The organism is uncultured Arthrobacter sp. (assembly GCF_902805515.1).
GTDB lineage: Bacteria > Actinomycetota > Actinomycetes > Actinomycetales > Micrococcaceae > Arthrobacter_D.
Genome location: NZ_CADCTE010000055.1, coordinates 1 through 14,290, shown reverse-complemented (window position 1 = coordinate 14,290; position 14,290 = coordinate 1). Strand labels below are relative to the sequence as shown.

Below are 14,290 nucleotides of genomic sequence, written 5' to 3'. Positions count from 1 at the left end.
GGGCCTCGTTCTCCTGGCTCAGGGCGATCTGTTGGCCCCGGAGCTGGACGAGATCGTACTGCGTGCTGGAGACGGAGATGTTGAGGATCAGCACGGCCACCAGCGCGGCGACCAGCAGTGCGCAGCTGAACACGGCGAAGGGCACGCGGCGGCGCGAGGCGCGCGCCGGAACCACCGAGAGCGGTGTCCGGGGACGCTGGGGCGCTCCGGGCGAGGGCCTTCCACGACGGACGGGATGAGAGGCAAGGGCGCTGCTGCCGGAAGTCGCGGGTGGCCGGGTGTGCGCACTCAATGCCTGGCTCATGTTGTTTTCCTGTCCTTGGGACCTCGTGTGATTTTTTCGACAGCCCTGAGCTTCGCCGACGCCGCCCTGGGGTTTTCCTGTATCTCCTGCTCCGTCGGAGCCTCGGTGCCCCGGGTGAGAAGTCGGAGATATGGCTTGTGCTCCTCGAGTTCAACGGGGAACCCGACCGGAGCCGAAGACTTGCTTCCGGCAGCGAAGGCGCTCTTCACGATCCGGTCCTCGAGGGAGTGGTAGGAGAGCGCAACGATCCGGCCACCGACATTCAGAGCGTCGATCGCGGCCGGCACGGCCCGTTCGAGCACCGTCAGCTCTTCATTGACCTCGATCCGCAGCGCCTGGAAGGTGCGCTTCGCAGGGTGGCCGCCGGTGCGGGCGGCCGAGGCCGGCACGACCGAGCGGATGACTTCGACGAGCCGGCCCGTGGTCGTGATGGGAGCGGCGGCACGCGCCTCGACGATGGCGGAGGAGATCCGTCCGGCGAACTTCTCCTCGCCCCAGCTGCGGATGATCCGCAGGAGGTCCTCGCGGGAGTAGGTGTTGACAATCGTGGCGGCGGTGGCCCCGCGGCTGGTGTCCATCCGCATGTCGAGCGGCGCGTCGTAGGAGTAGGCGAATCCGCGCTCGCATTCGTCGAGCTGCAGCGAGGAGACCCCGAGGTCGAAGAGGACGGCGTCGACGCCGGGAATCCCGAGATCGGCAAGGGCCTCACCGATCTCGTCGTAGATTGCGTGGACGAGGTCGAGCCGGTCGTCGAACCGGCGGAGGCGGGCACCGGCGAGGCTCAGGGCCTGGGGGTCACGGTCGATGCCCACGAGGTGCGCCGTGGGGAAGGCCTCGAGCATGGTTTCGGAGTGCCCGCCCATCCCGAGGGTCGCATCGACGATGACGGGCCTGCGGCCTGCCTCGGCGGCGGCCTCGACGGCGGGGGCCAGGAGGGTGACGGAGCGTTCGCGCAGAACCGGGATGTGCCGATCGCCGGTCGGGCGCTCATCGCTCATGCACTGACTCCTTCCTGAGTGTGGCTGTCCACCCGCACCACCTAAGCGGTGTTGGTGCGGTCGGTTGGTACGAATGGTCCACGCGTCGGGAGGTGTCCTTGAATCAGATCCCCATCCGGCCGGCCGTCCGTCCGCCTGGCTCCGGGGAAGTGAAGCCAGGTGAATCAAGGCGTCCGGCGGCTGGAGATCTCATCCAAGAAATTCACGCCGCAATGGTTTTGTGCAGTTGTTCCGGACCTGGCGGTCTGGTCTTCTCGGTGGTTCCGGCCTGGTGGCCGGTGCCGCCTAGAAGATTCCCGGCAGTCCCTCGTCATCCGTTTCGGAGAAGGCTGTTTCCTTCTCTTCCAGATAGCTGTTCCAGGCTTCCGCGTCCCAGATCTCGGCCCGGCTTCCCGCGCCGATCACTGCGAGCTCTCGGTCCAATCCGGCATACGAGCGAAGCGCGGGAGGAATAGTTATCCGGCCCTGCTTATCCGGCACTTCATCTGAAGCCCCGGAGAGGAAAACCCGAATGTAATCCCGTGCCTGACGGGAAGAAATCGGAGCCGACCTCATTTGCTCGTGAACCTTTTCGAATTCGCTCTGGCTAAAAACGTAAATGCAACGTTCCTGCCCCCTGGTCAGCACCAGACCGGACGAAAGTTCCTCCCGGAACTTCGCCGGCAGGATCAACCTGCCCTTCTCATCGAGACGGGGGGTATGGGTCCCGAGGAACATCCCCCACCGCCTGTTCTGACTCGGGCGAAGGCCGGTTCGTTACCGATTCGCTCTTATATTCCCCACTTTACTCCACAACGCTCCACAGTCAATCCACCGACACCACCAGTCCCTCCACTTTTATTTCGGGCGCGCCGGAACCATTTTTGGTACGCATGTGAAAGCGCCACAGCACCCTGGCGGGGTGGGGCGGAAGGCCGGGAAGCCCCGTGGTGCGGGGTGGGGACGCACGCCGGCCGGGCGTTAAATCACGAAAGACCCGCAGGTGCGGGTCTTTCGGAAAGTTCAGTTCGGGGCTGGTCCGCTCACCGGGGGCGGGCCGTCAAGGGCGGGCTCAGGGTTGATCCCGCTTCCGCTCCTCCCACTTATCTTCGAGGCTGCTCATAAAGCCGCTCCTGCCGGCAGAGGCAGGTTTGGAGGGAAGCCCCGAGGTGTGCCCTGTCTCGACGGTCTTGGCCTTCGTCGTCGCGAAGTAGACGCCGGCACCCATGATGATGAAGCCGGCCACCCCCACCACGATGAGCTGGGATCCGATGCCCGCAAGCAGGACCAGGATTCCAGCGATGGTGACAAGCGAGCCGATGACGAGCCTTCGGGTCGACATCGACCGGCGTGTACTCGACGCCATCGAGTGTGCGAATTTCGGATCGTCGGCGTGAAGCTGCTGTTCGAGCTGATCGAGCAACCTCTGCTCGTGTTCCGAGAGTGCCATCACGGCCTCCTTGATGTAAGTGCCAACGTTCCTTCATCCAACCAACGAGTCCGGCCCCGGGATGGTTCCCGGCTGGGCCCGCCGTTCCGGTCCGCGCCGCGCGGCCGGAGAGGCTGCGTGGCGCGGATGCCGGAGATCGATTGACCTACACCAAGAGTAGTTCTCACCACGGTAACTTGAAAGTCACAATGTAGCGTTACCGGGCGGATTTCTGCGCCGGACCGTGCGGGGCGCCGGGGGGCCCAGCAGACCCGCCGGCCGCACCCCGGCGGCGCCGAATTTCCGGTTCACCGCATCGAGGGCAACCTCGGCCGTCCGCCAGTTGTCATCCTGTCTGTCGATCGTCAGCTGGTGGGCCCCCGCTCCCCCGGATCCAAGCTGTTCGGCCCGCAGCCCGATCAGCCGCACGGCCAGGGGACGCTCGCCGAGCGCGCTCAGCAGGGCCGTCGCTGCGCCGTAGATCGCGTGGGCGCTGTCAACGGGCTCGGCCAGTTTCTTCGAGCGGGTCAGGGTTGAGAAGTCGGCATAGCGGAGCTTGAGGGAAACGCCCTGCGCCGACAGGCCCGCCGCGCGCAGCCGGGTGGCTGTCCGGTGGGCGAGCCGCAGGAGTTCCCGGTGCAGGACCGCGGTGTCGGTGACATCCTGCGCGAAGGTCTCCTCCGCCCCGATGCTCTTCTCCGCGCGGGAGACGACGACCTTCCGCGGGTCCCTCCCCCAGGCCAGTTCGTGGACGTGCCGGCCGGAGGTGCCGAGGAGCTTGGTGAGCGCCGAGACCGGGGTGGAGGCGAGGTCCTCCACCGTCCGGATGCCCAGGCGGGCAAGGGTCTCCTGGGTCTTGGCGCCCACTCCCCACAGCACGGAGACCGGCTGGGCATGGAGGAAGGCGACGGTGTCGCTGCCGGGCACCAGCAGGAGCCCGTCGGGCTTGGACTGGGTCGAGGCGATCTTTGCGACGAATTTGGTGGTGGCCGCCCCCACGCTCGCCGTGATGCCGAGGCTCCTGCTGATCTCCGCGCGGATCTGCTCCCCGATCTCCCGGGGATGGCCCAGCCGGCGGGTGGCTCCGGCGACGTCGAGGAAGGCCTCATCGACGCTGAGCTGTTCAACCAGCGGGGTGACCGATCGGAAGATCTCCATCACCGCCGCCGACACCTCCGCATAGCGGTCGTGGTGGGGTTCGAGGATCACCGCTCCGGGGCAGCGCCGCATCGCCACGGCCATCGGCATGGCGGAGCGGACCCCGAACCGGCGGGCTTCGTAGGAGGCGGACAGGACGACCGACCGGCCCGACGGGCTGCCGACGATGACCGGCACGCCCCGGAGTTCGGGCCGGCTCATCAGTTCGACCGATACATAGAAGGCGTCCATGTCGATGTGCAGGATGGTGCACTCCGCGCCGACCGGCAGCTGGTCCCGAGTCCCGTTCACCACGGAGCCATCGTATCCGAGGTCCCCGACACCGCAGGCCGGGCCCCGCCCCGGCTGGGGGGCCCGGCCGAGGGGGTTTAGAGTTGAATCCGTTCACGCCTGCCTAGCCGTACGGGGAATCCATGCAGTCCGCCACCCGACCCGCCGACCCGGACAACCGCCTCACTGACTCGGTCCGCCGGGACCAGGGCGCCTTCCTCTCGTCCATGTCCGAGGAAACCGGAGCGTTCCTCGCAGCGCAGGAGGAAATCCTCGCGAACATCTCCCCCGAGTCACTGTCACTGCTGTCCGCCATCCGCGGGCTGACATCCGGGGGGAAACGGATCCGCGCCCTTCTCTGCTTCTGGGGCTGGCGTGCCGCCGGCGGAACGGGCGACCTGCAGCCGGTGGCAAGGGCGGGAGCGGCGCTCGAGTTCTTCCAGGCCGCGGCCCTGATGCACGACGACGTCATCGACCGGTCGGAGACGCGCCGCGGGGCCCCCAGCATCCACCGGCAGTTCCGGCAGCAGCACCTGGACGCCGGATGGCACCTCGACGCCGACCGTTTCGGTACGTCGTCGGCGATCCTCGCCGGAGATCTGTGCCTTGCCTTCAGCGAAGAGCTGTTCACCGGGGCGTGCGTCGGGGCCGGAGCGTCCTCCGCGCGGGCCATCTTCAACCGGATGCGCACCGAGGTGATGGCCGGCCAGTACCTCGACCTCCTCGAGGAGGCAGTGGGGCCGGACCTGCCGCCGGCCACCGCAGCCGATCGTGCCCTCAACATCCTCCGGTACAAATCGGCGAAGTATTCGATCGAGCGCCCGGTGATGCTCGGCGGCGCGCTGGCCGGGGCGGACGCGGCCACGCTGGCGCGGTTCTCCGCCTTTGCGCTGCCGCTCGGCGAGGCCTTCCAGCTGCGCGACGACGTCCTCGGGGTCTTCGGCGACCCGGCGGTGACCGGGAAGCCTGCCGGAGACGATCTCCGGGAAGGCAAGCGGACCTACCTCATTGCCCGCGCCCTGGCCGGCAGCGGCCCGCACGACCAGGGCGTGCTCAACTCGCTGCTGGGCGATCCGGCGCTGGACGACGAAGGGGTCGCCCGGCTGCGCGGACTCATCACCGCCAGCGGGGCCCTGCGGGATACCGAGAAGCTGATCAAGGACCGTTCGGCCGAGGCCTTCGCCGCCCTTGGCGTCCTTGAGACCGATGAGGTGTCGGCGGCGGCCCTGGGGCTCCTTGCGGAAGCGGCAGTGACCCGGACCTTCTAACCATCCGCCACCGCCGGCCCCTACGCCGGGCGGACCCTGCAGACGCACGGCGTACGCGCCGGCCGGTGCCCGGAGGACGGCTGTCTACCCGGCGCCCGCAGGACAATTGTTACCCGGCGCCATCTACCGTCTACGAGGCGCTGTCCGCCGGGCGGTATCTACAAGCCGCTGCCTACCAGGCTGCGGCCTGGGCCCGGCGCCGAATCTCGGTCTTGCGGCCTTCGCGGAGGGCGTCGATGGGACGGCCCGGCAGCGAGTCGTCCTCGGTGTAGAGCCAGCGGATGATCTCCTCATCCTCGAACCCGGAGTCCGAGAGGACCACGACGGTGCCCTTGAGGCTGTCGAGGACCGCCCCGTCGACAAGGAATTCCGAAGGGACACTCCGGATCCTCCGGTCGGTGATCCTCAGGGCGACCAGTGCGCGCTCATCGAGCAGCGCGTGGACCTTCGTGATGGGGACGCCAAGCAGTTCGGCGACCTCCGGGAGATTTCTCCAGTGGGGCACAAGTTCTTCGATTTCAGTCACCTTCTAAGGGTGCCACGACCCGGCACACGCGCTCTACCCGCCGCCTGCAGGGGAACCGACACGCCGTACGGGCTCCTGATCTGGAGTTCCCACCTGTTGTGATAGGTCCGCCATCGTGTACATTCACTACAGTCACACATGTAACTGGAGTCACAGAAGACCCATTGCTTAACATTTGCACCTTGGTCTGCCGGGACAGGAGAACGATTGCTCCCGGCGGTCCGACGACCGTGCGGCTCCGGCCGCCCATAGATGAGGAACTGCCCATGACTGCCCAGCCACCGTCTACACCCCTGAGCGGAGCCTCCCGGCGCGCCGCAGGCACCTCCTCCTCCCGGCGGCGGAACCTGGCCGTGTCCACGGCCGCCATCCCGGCCGTCATCCTGTCCTCGGTGGCGCTGGCCGAATCAGCAGCGGCCCACCAGCCCTCCCCTGCCACCTCGGTGCGGCACCAGGTCCCCGCCGTGCAGGCCTCCCCTGCCCGCGCCCTCATTCCGGCCGCCGAGGTTCCCGCCCAGGTTCCCGCCCTGAAGGTTCCTGCCGTTTCAACGCCGGCGGCCTACACGATCAAGGCCGGCGACACCATGGGTGCCATCGCCCGCAAGCACGGGATCGAGCTCGGCGCCCTGCTCAAGCTCAACCGGATGAGCTCCACCACCGTGATCTACCCGGGGCAGAAGATCCGGCTGGTGGCCGGGTCCACCCCTGCGCCCGCCGCCCCTGGCGCGGTCCGCACCCAGACCACCGGCAGCTACGTCGTCAAGCCCGGTGACACCCTCGGCGCCATCGCCGCCCGGCACGGCGTCAGCCTCGACAGCGTGCTCAAGGCCAACAACCTCTCGGCGACCTCGATCATCTACCCGGGACAGAAGATCGCCATCGGCGGACAGGCGGCAGTCAAGCCGTCGGCACCCGCTCCGGCCAAGCCCGCTCCCGCCGCTCCCGCCGCCCCTGCCGGCAGCTACGTCGTCAAGCCCGGTGACACCCTGGGTGCCATCGCAGCCCGCCACGGCGTCAGCCTCGACAGCGTACTCAGGGCCAACAACCTTTCGTTGAGCTCGGTCATCTACCCGGGCCAGAAACTGGTCCTCGGCGGAAAGCCGGCCGCCCCTGCGGCTCCGTCCACGCCCGCCGCACCGTCCGCACCCACCGCGCCCGCCGCGCCCGCCGGAAGCTACACGATCAAGGCCGGGGACACCCTGGGTGCCATCGCAGCCCGCCACGGCGTCAGCCTTGCCGCGCTGCTCCAGGCGAACAACCTGCAGGCCTCGACGGTGATCTACCCCGGCAAGAAGCTCACGATTCCCACCGGCAACGGTGGCTCACCCACGACGCCGCCCCCGACGAACCTTGTCCCCTCGACCTTCCTCGGGGTCACCTACCCCCAGGCCGTCGTCGCGGACGCGAACCGCAACAAGCAGATCCTCAACTCGCTGCCGGTCCCGAGCCCGGCCGAGATGCGCACGATCGTGGCGAACACCGCACGGTCGATGGGTGTCGATCCCAGCCTCGCGATGGCCTTCGCGTACCAGGAGTCCGGCTTCAACCAGCGCGCGGTCTCCCCCGCCAACGCCATCGGCACCATGCAGGTCATCCCGATGTCCGGGCAGTGGGCCAGCGACCTGGTCGGACGCAAACTCAACCTCCTCAACCCGCAGGACAACGTGACGGCCGGTGTGGCGATCATCCGCTCGCTGCTCGCCACGAGCCCCTCGCAGGACATCGCAATCGCGTCCTACTACCAGGGCGCGTACTCCGTGAAGACCCACGGCATGTTCAGCGACACCAAGAACTATGTCGCCGCCATCAAGGCCCACCAGAAGAACTTCCGGTAGGAACGGTGGAGGGCAGGGTCGGGTGTTGATCCTGCCCTCCACCGCAGCCAGGACTTAGTATCAATAGGTGCACCAACGGCTGAACGACCCCCTGATCGGCGAGCTTGTCGATGGGCGCTACCTCGTGGAGTCGCGCATCGCGCGCGGCGGAATGTCCACGGTCTACCTTGCGCTCGACCGCCGGCTGGACCGCAGGGTGGCGTTGAAGGTCCTGTTCACGCACCTCGCCGAAGACCGCACCTTCCTGGACCGGTTCGAGCAGGAAGCGAAGTCGGCCGCCCGTCTCTCCCACCCGCACGTCGTGGGTGTCCTTGACCAGGGCGTCGACGAGACGGCCGAACGCAGCACCGCCTATCTCGTGATGGAGTACGTTCCCGGACGCACCCTGCGGGATCTGATCCGCGAACGCGGACAGCTCACCCCCCGGCTGGCCCTCGCCCTGATCGACCCAGTCATCGAGGGCCTCGCCGCCGCCCATGAGGCGGGGCTGGTGCACCGTGACGTCAAACCCGAAAATGTGCTCCTGTCCAGCAACGGGCAGATCAAGATCGCCGACTTCGGGCTCGCGCGCGCCGTCAGCGCGAGCACCGGCACCGCGACGCTCGTCGGCACCGCGGCCTACCTCCCGCCCGAACTTGTCACCGGCTCGCCGGCCGACGCCCGCAGCGACGTCTACTCTGCGGGCATCATGCTCTTTGAACTCCTGACGGGACGGCAGCCCTTCACCGGCGATGCTCCGGTCCAGATCGCCTTCCAGCACGCCTACGAACATGTCCCGGCGGCATCGAAGTTCCTGCCGGGGCTGGCCGAGGACATCGACGAGCTGGTGCAGTGGTGCACCTCCCGGGATCCCGAGGACCGGCCTGTCGACGCCACCGCCCTGCTCGGCGAGCTCCGCCACGTCCGCACGACGCTCACGGGCGCCGACCTTGACTACTGCCCGCCGTCACCGGTTCGGCGCGTGGACCGCGGAGCCGTGAACGCCGGCTCACCGGGGACCGGCGGCCTGCCCGACGGCGGCGGTGCGACCGTGGTGCTCGGCGCCCCCGCAGGCAGCCCTACCGAAGTAATCGGCACCGGCAGCCCCACCGAAGTAATGGGCATCGGGAACCCTACTGAAGTAGTGGGCGTCGGCAGCCTCACCGATGGAATCAGCACCGGCACCCAGGGTGGCAGTCCCACCGAGGTGATCAGCACCGGCACCCAGGGTGGCAGTCCCACCGAAGTAATCGGTCACGGGCGCTCCGGAGCGACCGCGGTTCCATTCGAACCGGCGGACTCTCCGACGGCGGTCCTGCCAACCTCTCCGGGCAGCCGGAACGCCACGACCCGAATTTTTCCGCCGGAGCCCCAGGTGCGGCCGGCCGGCCCGGGCGGCGGCAATGCCACCCGCGTCCCCGGCGAGACGCACCGGCCGGGCGCCGCTCCGCCTCCAGCCGTCCAGCCTCGCATCCAGCCTCATCCCGTCCAGGTCCATCCGCCGCAGTCCCAGCCTCCGCAGCGGCATCCCGTGCAGCCTGCCCCGAAAGTGAGCCGGTCCCAGCAGCGCAGCCAGGCGCGCGCCGCGCAGCGGCCGGTGAGGCGGCTGCGCACCCGGCGCGCGGCGCAGTGGCAGGCCGTGCTGGTTCTGCTGCTGCTCCTGCTGGCCTTCCTGGCCGCGGCCGCGGGCTGGCTGCTGGGGATCAGCCAGCCCGGCGGCGGCGTTCCCGTGGGGGCCGGGCTGTCCAGTCCCGCGGCGTCCGGGTGCGAAGCGAATCAGTTCTTGGAGAGCGCTCCGGCGACGAGGAAGGCCATCTCGAGCGACTGCATGTGATTCAGCCGCGGGTCGCACACGGATTCGTAGCGCTCGAGGAAGGATTCCTGGTCCACCGGGTCAGCCCCGCCGAGGCACTCGGCGACGTCGTCGCCGGTCATCTCGACATGCAGTCCACCGGGGAACGTCCCCAGGGCCTTGTGGACCTCGAAGAAGCCGCGCACCTCATCCATGACGTCGTCGAAGTTCCGGGTCTTGTACCCGTTCGGCGAGGTCACCGTGTTCCCGTGCATCGGGTCCGTCACCCACAGAACCTGCGCGCCGGAGGCCGTGACCTTTTCGACGAGCTGGGGCAGTTTCTCGCGGATGTTCCGGGCGCCCATCCGGGTGATGAACGTCAGGCGGCCGGGCTCGCGGTTGGGATCGAGCTTGTCGATGAGGGCGAGCGCGTCGTCACCGGAGGTGGTGGGGCCAAGCTTCACCCCGATGGGATTGCGGACCCGGGAGAGGAAGTCGACATGAGCGCCGTCGAGGTCGCGCGTCCGCTCCCCGATCCAGAGGAAATGCGCCGAGGTGTCGTAGGGCAGGTTGGTGCGTGAGTCGATGCGGGTGAGCGCCCGCTCGTAGTCGAGCAGGAGCGCCTCGTGGCTGGCGAAGAACTCGACCCGCTTCAGCGCTTCGAAGTCGGCACCGCAGGCGTCCATGAAGCGCACCGCCCTGTCGATCTCCCGGGCGAGCGACTCGTAGCGCGAGTGCGCCGGATTGGCGGTGAAGCCCTTGTTCCAGTGGTGCACCAGGCGCAGGTCGGCGAACCCGCCCTGGGTGAACGCCCGGATCAGGTTCAGGGTGGAGGCGGAGGTGTGGTACGCCTTGACCATGCGGGAGGCGTCGTGGCCGCGGCTCTCGGGGGTGAAGTCGTAGCCGTTGACCATGTCGCCGCGGTACGCGGGAAGGGTGACGCCGTCGCGGGTCTCGTCGTTCGAGGAACGGGGCTTGGCGAACTGGCCGGCCATCCGCCCCATCTTGATCACCGGCAGGGACGCACCATAGGTGAGGACCACGGCCATCTGGAGGATCGTCTTGACCCGGGCGCTGATCCGGTCGGCGGTTGCGCCCTCGAAGGTTTCGGCGCAGTCGCCGCCCTGGAGCAGGAACGCCTTGCCCTGGGCCGCCGCGGCCAGCCGTTCCCTCAGGACATCCACTTCACCGGCGAATACCAGCGGGGGCAGCGACGAGAGCTCCCTGAGTGAGGAGGTGTGGACCGCGGGGTCCTGCCACTGGGGCTGCTGCGAAATGGGAAGGCTCCGCCAGTGGTCGAGCCCTGCTGTACCGGCGGCGGGGAGCGGAAAAGGAGGCAATAACGCTGAGGCTGCAGTATCGGTCACCCCTCAAGCCTAATGGCTTCGACGCCGCGGTTTGTCGCCGCCCGTCACGTAACCGCCCGGCTGTGTCACATAGGCCACTTTCGGCCCACTGCCCCGCCGATGGGCGGGAAAAGCGCCTCAGGCGGTGTCCTTTTTCCGCCCCTTGGGCGGCTGGGCCTTGCCCACTTCGGTCACGGCCCCGGGTGCCGGTGCCTGCGGAGCCTCCGGCGGCGGCATGCGCACCGCGGCCCGGCGGGTGTCCGCACCCGGGCGGTGGTGCTTCCTGCCGGCGGCCTTCTCCGCTGCCAGCTTCTCCTTGACGCTGCTGGCGTAGGCGTCGACGTACTCCTGACCCGAGAGGCGCATCAGTTCGTACATGATCTCGTCGGTGACCGAGCGCTGGATGAACCGGTCATCGGCCATGCCGTGGTACCGGCTGAAGTCGAGGGGCTCCCCCACGATGATACCGACCCTGCGGATATTCGGGATCCGCCGCCCGATGGGCTGGACCTTGTCGGTGCCGATCATCGCGACGGGAATGACGGGAACCCCGGTGGCCAGGACCAGCTTGGCGACGCCGGTCTTGCCGCGGTAGAGGCGACCGTCGGGGCTGCGGGTGCCCTCGGGGTAGATGCCAAGGAGGCCTCCGCCGTTGAGGATGTCCATGCCGGCCGTCAGGGAGGAGGAAGACGCTGCGCCGCCGGAGCGGTCCATCGGGAGCTGGTTCGAGAGCCGGAAGAACATGGCGGTCAGCCTGCCCTTGAGGCCCTTGCCGTTGAAGTATTCCGATTTCGCCAGGAACACCACGGGCCGGGGCACCGCGACGGGGAGGAAGATCGAGTCGGAGAAGGAAAGGTGGTTGCTGACGAGGACGGCCGGCCCCTCCGCGGGAATGTTGTCAAGGCCCTTGACCCAGGGCCGGAAGAGCACTCTCAGAATCGGACCGACGATGATCCTCTTCATGACCCAATAGAACACGCTGCCAGCCTTCCCTGCAGGGACCGTCCGGCTCCCGCCGGGCGGCACGCTTTTTCCTTTTGTGACATTACTCTAAGGATCCCGTCGGCTGGTACGGCGCGGTGAACGGGTGCGACCATTGACCCATGACATCGATTCCCGGGGCGGTTGCCTATTCCCAGGACGGCACGGGAGAGGCGGCCCGGACCGGGGTGCTGCTCAGCCATGGCTTCACCGGATCGCCGGTGAGCGTCCGGGCGTGGGCGGAACACCTTGCGGGGCAGGGCTTCTCGGTCCGGCTGCCGCTGCTGCCCGGGCACGGCACCTCCTGGGAGGAACTGGCACGCACGCCCTGGCGGGCCTGGTACGGCGAGTACGAAGGGGCCTACGAGGACCTGGCTCGAAGCACCGACAGGATTGTCGCCGCGGGGCTTTCCATGGGAGGTGCGCTTGCCCTGCGCCTGGCTGCCCAGCACGACGTCGCGGGGGTGGTCGTCGTCAATCCCGGGCTGACCTTCGCGGATCCGCGCGCCCGGTACGCGGGGTTCCTCAAGTACGTGATGCGCTCCGTTCCGGCGATCGGCAACAGCATCCGGCTCGAGGGCCAGGACGAGGGCGCCTACCTGCGGACCCCGGTCGCCGCCGTGCACCAGCTGGCCGGGCTGTTCCGCAATACGACGGCCCTGCTGCCGAAGGTCACGGCACCGACCCTCGTGTTCCGGTCGGACGTCGACCCGGTGGTTCCCGAAACCAGCATCGAGGTGCTGCGGCGGTACCTGGGCAGCGCCGACCTTGAGATTATCCGGTTGACGAACAGCTACCATGTGGCCACGATGGACCATGATGCACCCTTCATCTTTGACCGGTCCGCGGACTTCATCAGGCACGTGAGCGCAGGTACCAGCGTATGACCCCCCGAGAGCCGAATGAGTCCACCGACGACGCCGTCTGGCGGGACCTCGTGGCACGGTTGGAAAGCACCCCCGGTAACCCTGAGACCGGGGAATCCGACGACCCGGAGCCCAGCGACCGGGACCGCGTCGAAGCGATTTTCAGGAACCAGCCGCTGCGTCCGGCCGGCCCGAGGGACTACGAGGAACCCGAGGACGACGAGGGCGACGGCGGGGCGGGATACGAGCCCCCTGAACCTCCTCCGCTCGGCATGGGCGACCCCCTGGTGGTGCTGGCCTGGCTCGGCGCGGCGGGCGGGCCTGTCCTGCTGCTGCTCTTCGCGATGTTCTGGCGGGACGCGCCGACGGCGGTGACCCTGGGCGTGCTCGCCGGCTTCCTGGCCGGCGTGGTGTTCCTGGTCCTGCGCCTGCCGCGTCAGCGCGACTACGACGACGACGGCGCCGAAGTCTGATCCTGCTCCCCCGCCGCGGGAGGCTTCCTAGCGGCCGCGGGCCAGCGAGCGGGAGAGGTCCGCGGCCCCGATCAGGCCGGCCGACGGCCCCAGGGCGGCCGCCTCGATGGCGGCGGCGGGCCGGAAGCCCCGCCCGGTAAGGTTGCGGGCGAAGGCCCGGCGGGCCGGTTCGAGGAGGAGCCCGCCGGCGTCGCTGAGGCCGCCGCCGATGACGAAGGTGCCCGGGTCCAGGGCCGCCGCGAGGTTGGCAAGTCCCAGCCCGAGCCACTGTCCCACCTCCTCGACCAGTTCCTGGCAGGCAGGATCCCCGTCGAGGGCAAGCCGGGTCACCAGCGCCCCGGTGATCGCCTGGACATTCCCGTCGACTGCCGCCAGGAGCGACTGCGCCACGGGCGAGTTGGCCGCCGCCAGTTCCCGTGCCTCCCGGCCCAGCGCGTTGCCCGACGCGTACTGCTCCCAGCACCCCCGGTTGCCGCACTCGCAGCGGTGGCCGCCCGGCACGATGACCTGGTGCCCGAACTCCCCGGCCACCCCGTAGCGGCCGCGCTCCACCCGCCCGTCGAGGATCATCGCCCCGCCGATGCCGGTCCCCAGGGTCACGCACACCAGCCGGGGCTCACCGCGGCCGGCGCCGAACCGCCACTCCGCCCAGGCGGCCGCGTCGGCGTCGTTGACGACGGTCACCCGCCGCCGGAGCAGCTTCTCGAGGTTGCTCCGCAGCGGCTCGTTCCGCCACGCCAAATGGGGGCTGAAAAGCACCGTCCCGTTGGAGAGGTCCATCCAGCCGGCGGCGCCGATGCCGATGGAGCGGATCCTGCGTCCCCGGCCCAGTTCGGCCACGAGGTCGACGATGACGGCCTCGACCTCCCGGGCATCGCTGCCCGGGGTGGACCGGCGGGCCTGCGCGAGGAGGCGGCCGGCGCCGTCGACGACGCCGGCCGCGACCTTGGTCCCGCCGACGTCAATGCCGATGGCCAGTCCGCGCCGGGCCGGGGGGAGCTTGGCGCGTCCGGCACGGCCGGGCAGCCCGGCCCGGCGGGCCGCCCGCGGCTGCCCTGCCGCCCACGGCGGTGCGCCGCGGCGCCG

At 69.0% G+C, this 14,290-nt stretch carries 13 protein-coding genes and 1 pseudogene; 5 read left to right on the top strand and 9 right to left on the bottom strand.

Annotated elements, in window-relative coordinates; all coding sequences use genetic code 11:
• From QZX79_RS04440 to dinB, 5 genes and pseudogenes are all read right to left on the bottom strand, one after another.
• A pseudogene (locus QZX79_RS04440) lies at window positions 1-304 on the bottom strand (hypothetical protein); the annotation flags it as partial.
• Window positions 301-1,302: a 16S rRNA (cytosine(1402)-N(4))-methyltransferase RsmH gene (gene rsmH, locus QZX79_RS04435; RefSeq protein ID WP_294565229.1), complete on the bottom strand. Its 1,002-nt coding sequence runs from the start codon at window positions 1,300-1,302 to the stop codon at window positions 301-303. The gene rsmH and the pseudogene QZX79_RS04440, both read right to left, overlap by 4 nt.
• A gap of 285 nt (window positions 1,303-1,587) precedes the next feature.
• Window positions 1,588-2,019, bottom strand: coding sequence for a division/cell wall cluster transcriptional repressor MraZ (gene mraZ / locus QZX79_RS04430; protein ID WP_133404868.1), 432 nt, complete (start codon window positions 2,017-2,019; stop codon window positions 1,588-1,590).
• A 334-nt stretch (window positions 2,020-2,353) separates the two neighbouring features.
• The gene (locus QZX79_RS04425) at window positions 2,354-2,731 is read right to left on the bottom strand and encodes a DUF3040 domain-containing protein (RefSeq protein ID WP_294565226.1); all 378 of its coding nucleotides are present in this window, start codon (window positions 2,729-2,731) and stop codon (window positions 2,354-2,356) included.
• 183 nt (window positions 2,732-2,914) lie between these two features.
• Entirely contained in the window at window positions 2,915-4,162 is a 1,248-nt protein-coding gene (gene dinB, locus QZX79_RS04420) for a DNA polymerase IV (protein ID WP_294565224.1), read from the bottom strand.
• 119 nt (window positions 4,163-4,281) lie between these two features.
• Here dinB and QZX79_RS04415 point away from each other — a divergent pair, with 119 nt between their 5' ends.
• The gene (locus tag QZX79_RS04415; RefSeq protein WP_294565222.1) at window positions 4,282-5,406 is read left to right on the top strand and encodes a polyprenyl synthetase family protein; all 1,125 of its coding nucleotides are present in this window, start codon (window positions 4,282-4,284) and stop codon (window positions 5,404-5,406) included.
• A 172-nt stretch (window positions 5,407-5,578) separates the two neighbouring features.
• Here the strand turns inward: QZX79_RS04415 and QZX79_RS04410 are convergent, their stop codons facing one another.
• On the bottom strand, window positions 5,579-5,932 hold the full coding sequence (locus tag QZX79_RS04410) for an Rv2175c family DNA-binding protein (protein ID WP_294565221.1): 354 nt from the start codon (window positions 5,930-5,932) through the stop codon (window positions 5,579-5,581).
• Window positions 5,933-6,198: 266 nt separating this feature from the next.
• Between QZX79_RS04410 and QZX79_RS04405 the strand changes: the two genes are divergently transcribed.
• Together QZX79_RS04405 and QZX79_RS04400 are read left to right on the top strand one after the other, a co-directional pair.
• Window positions 6,199-7,767: a LysM peptidoglycan-binding domain-containing protein gene (locus QZX79_RS04405; RefSeq protein WP_294565218.1), complete on the top strand. Its 1,569-nt coding sequence runs from the start codon at window positions 6,199-6,201 to the stop codon at window positions 7,765-7,767.
• 67 nt (window positions 7,768-7,834) lie between these two features.
• On the top strand, window positions 7,835-9,580 hold the full coding sequence (locus tag QZX79_RS04400; RefSeq protein ID WP_294565216.1) for a protein kinase domain-containing protein: 1,746 nt from the start codon (window positions 7,835-7,837) through the stop codon (window positions 9,578-9,580).
• Here QZX79_RS04400 and QZX79_RS04395 read toward each other — a convergent pair.
• Together QZX79_RS04395 and QZX79_RS04390 are read right to left on the bottom strand one after the other, a co-directional pair.
• On the bottom strand, window positions 9,523-10,878 hold the full coding sequence (locus QZX79_RS04395) for a class II 3-deoxy-7-phosphoheptulonate synthase (RefSeq protein WP_294565233.1): 1,356 nt from the start codon (window positions 10,876-10,878) through the stop codon (window positions 9,523-9,525). The two genes, QZX79_RS04400 and QZX79_RS04395, sit on opposite strands and share 58 nt — an antisense overlap.
• Before the next feature lie 144 nt (window positions 10,879-11,022).
• On the bottom strand, window positions 11,023-11,862 hold the full coding sequence (locus QZX79_RS04390) for a 1-acyl-sn-glycerol-3-phosphate acyltransferase (RefSeq protein WP_294565213.1): 840 nt from the start codon (window positions 11,860-11,862) through the stop codon (window positions 11,023-11,025).
• A gap of 125 nt (window positions 11,863-11,987) precedes the next feature.
• Between QZX79_RS04390 and QZX79_RS04385 the strand changes: the two genes are divergently transcribed.
• Entirely contained in the window at window positions 11,988-12,752 is a 765-nt protein-coding gene (locus tag QZX79_RS04385) for a carboxylesterase (protein WP_294565211.1), read from the top strand.
• On the top strand, window positions 12,749-13,204 hold the full coding sequence (locus tag QZX79_RS04380; protein ID WP_294565208.1) for a hypothetical protein: 456 nt from the start codon (window positions 12,749-12,751) through the stop codon (window positions 13,202-13,204). The genes QZX79_RS04385 and QZX79_RS04380 overlap by 4 nt, the downstream gene beginning before the upstream one ends.
• A gap of 27 nt (window positions 13,205-13,231) precedes the next feature.
• Here QZX79_RS04380 and QZX79_RS04375 read toward each other — a convergent pair whose 3' ends face one another.
• Entirely contained in the window at window positions 13,232-14,230 is a 999-nt protein-coding gene (locus QZX79_RS04375; protein WP_294565231.1) for an ROK family glucokinase, read from the bottom strand.
• Between the last annotated feature and the right edge of the window lie 60 nt (window positions 14,231-14,290).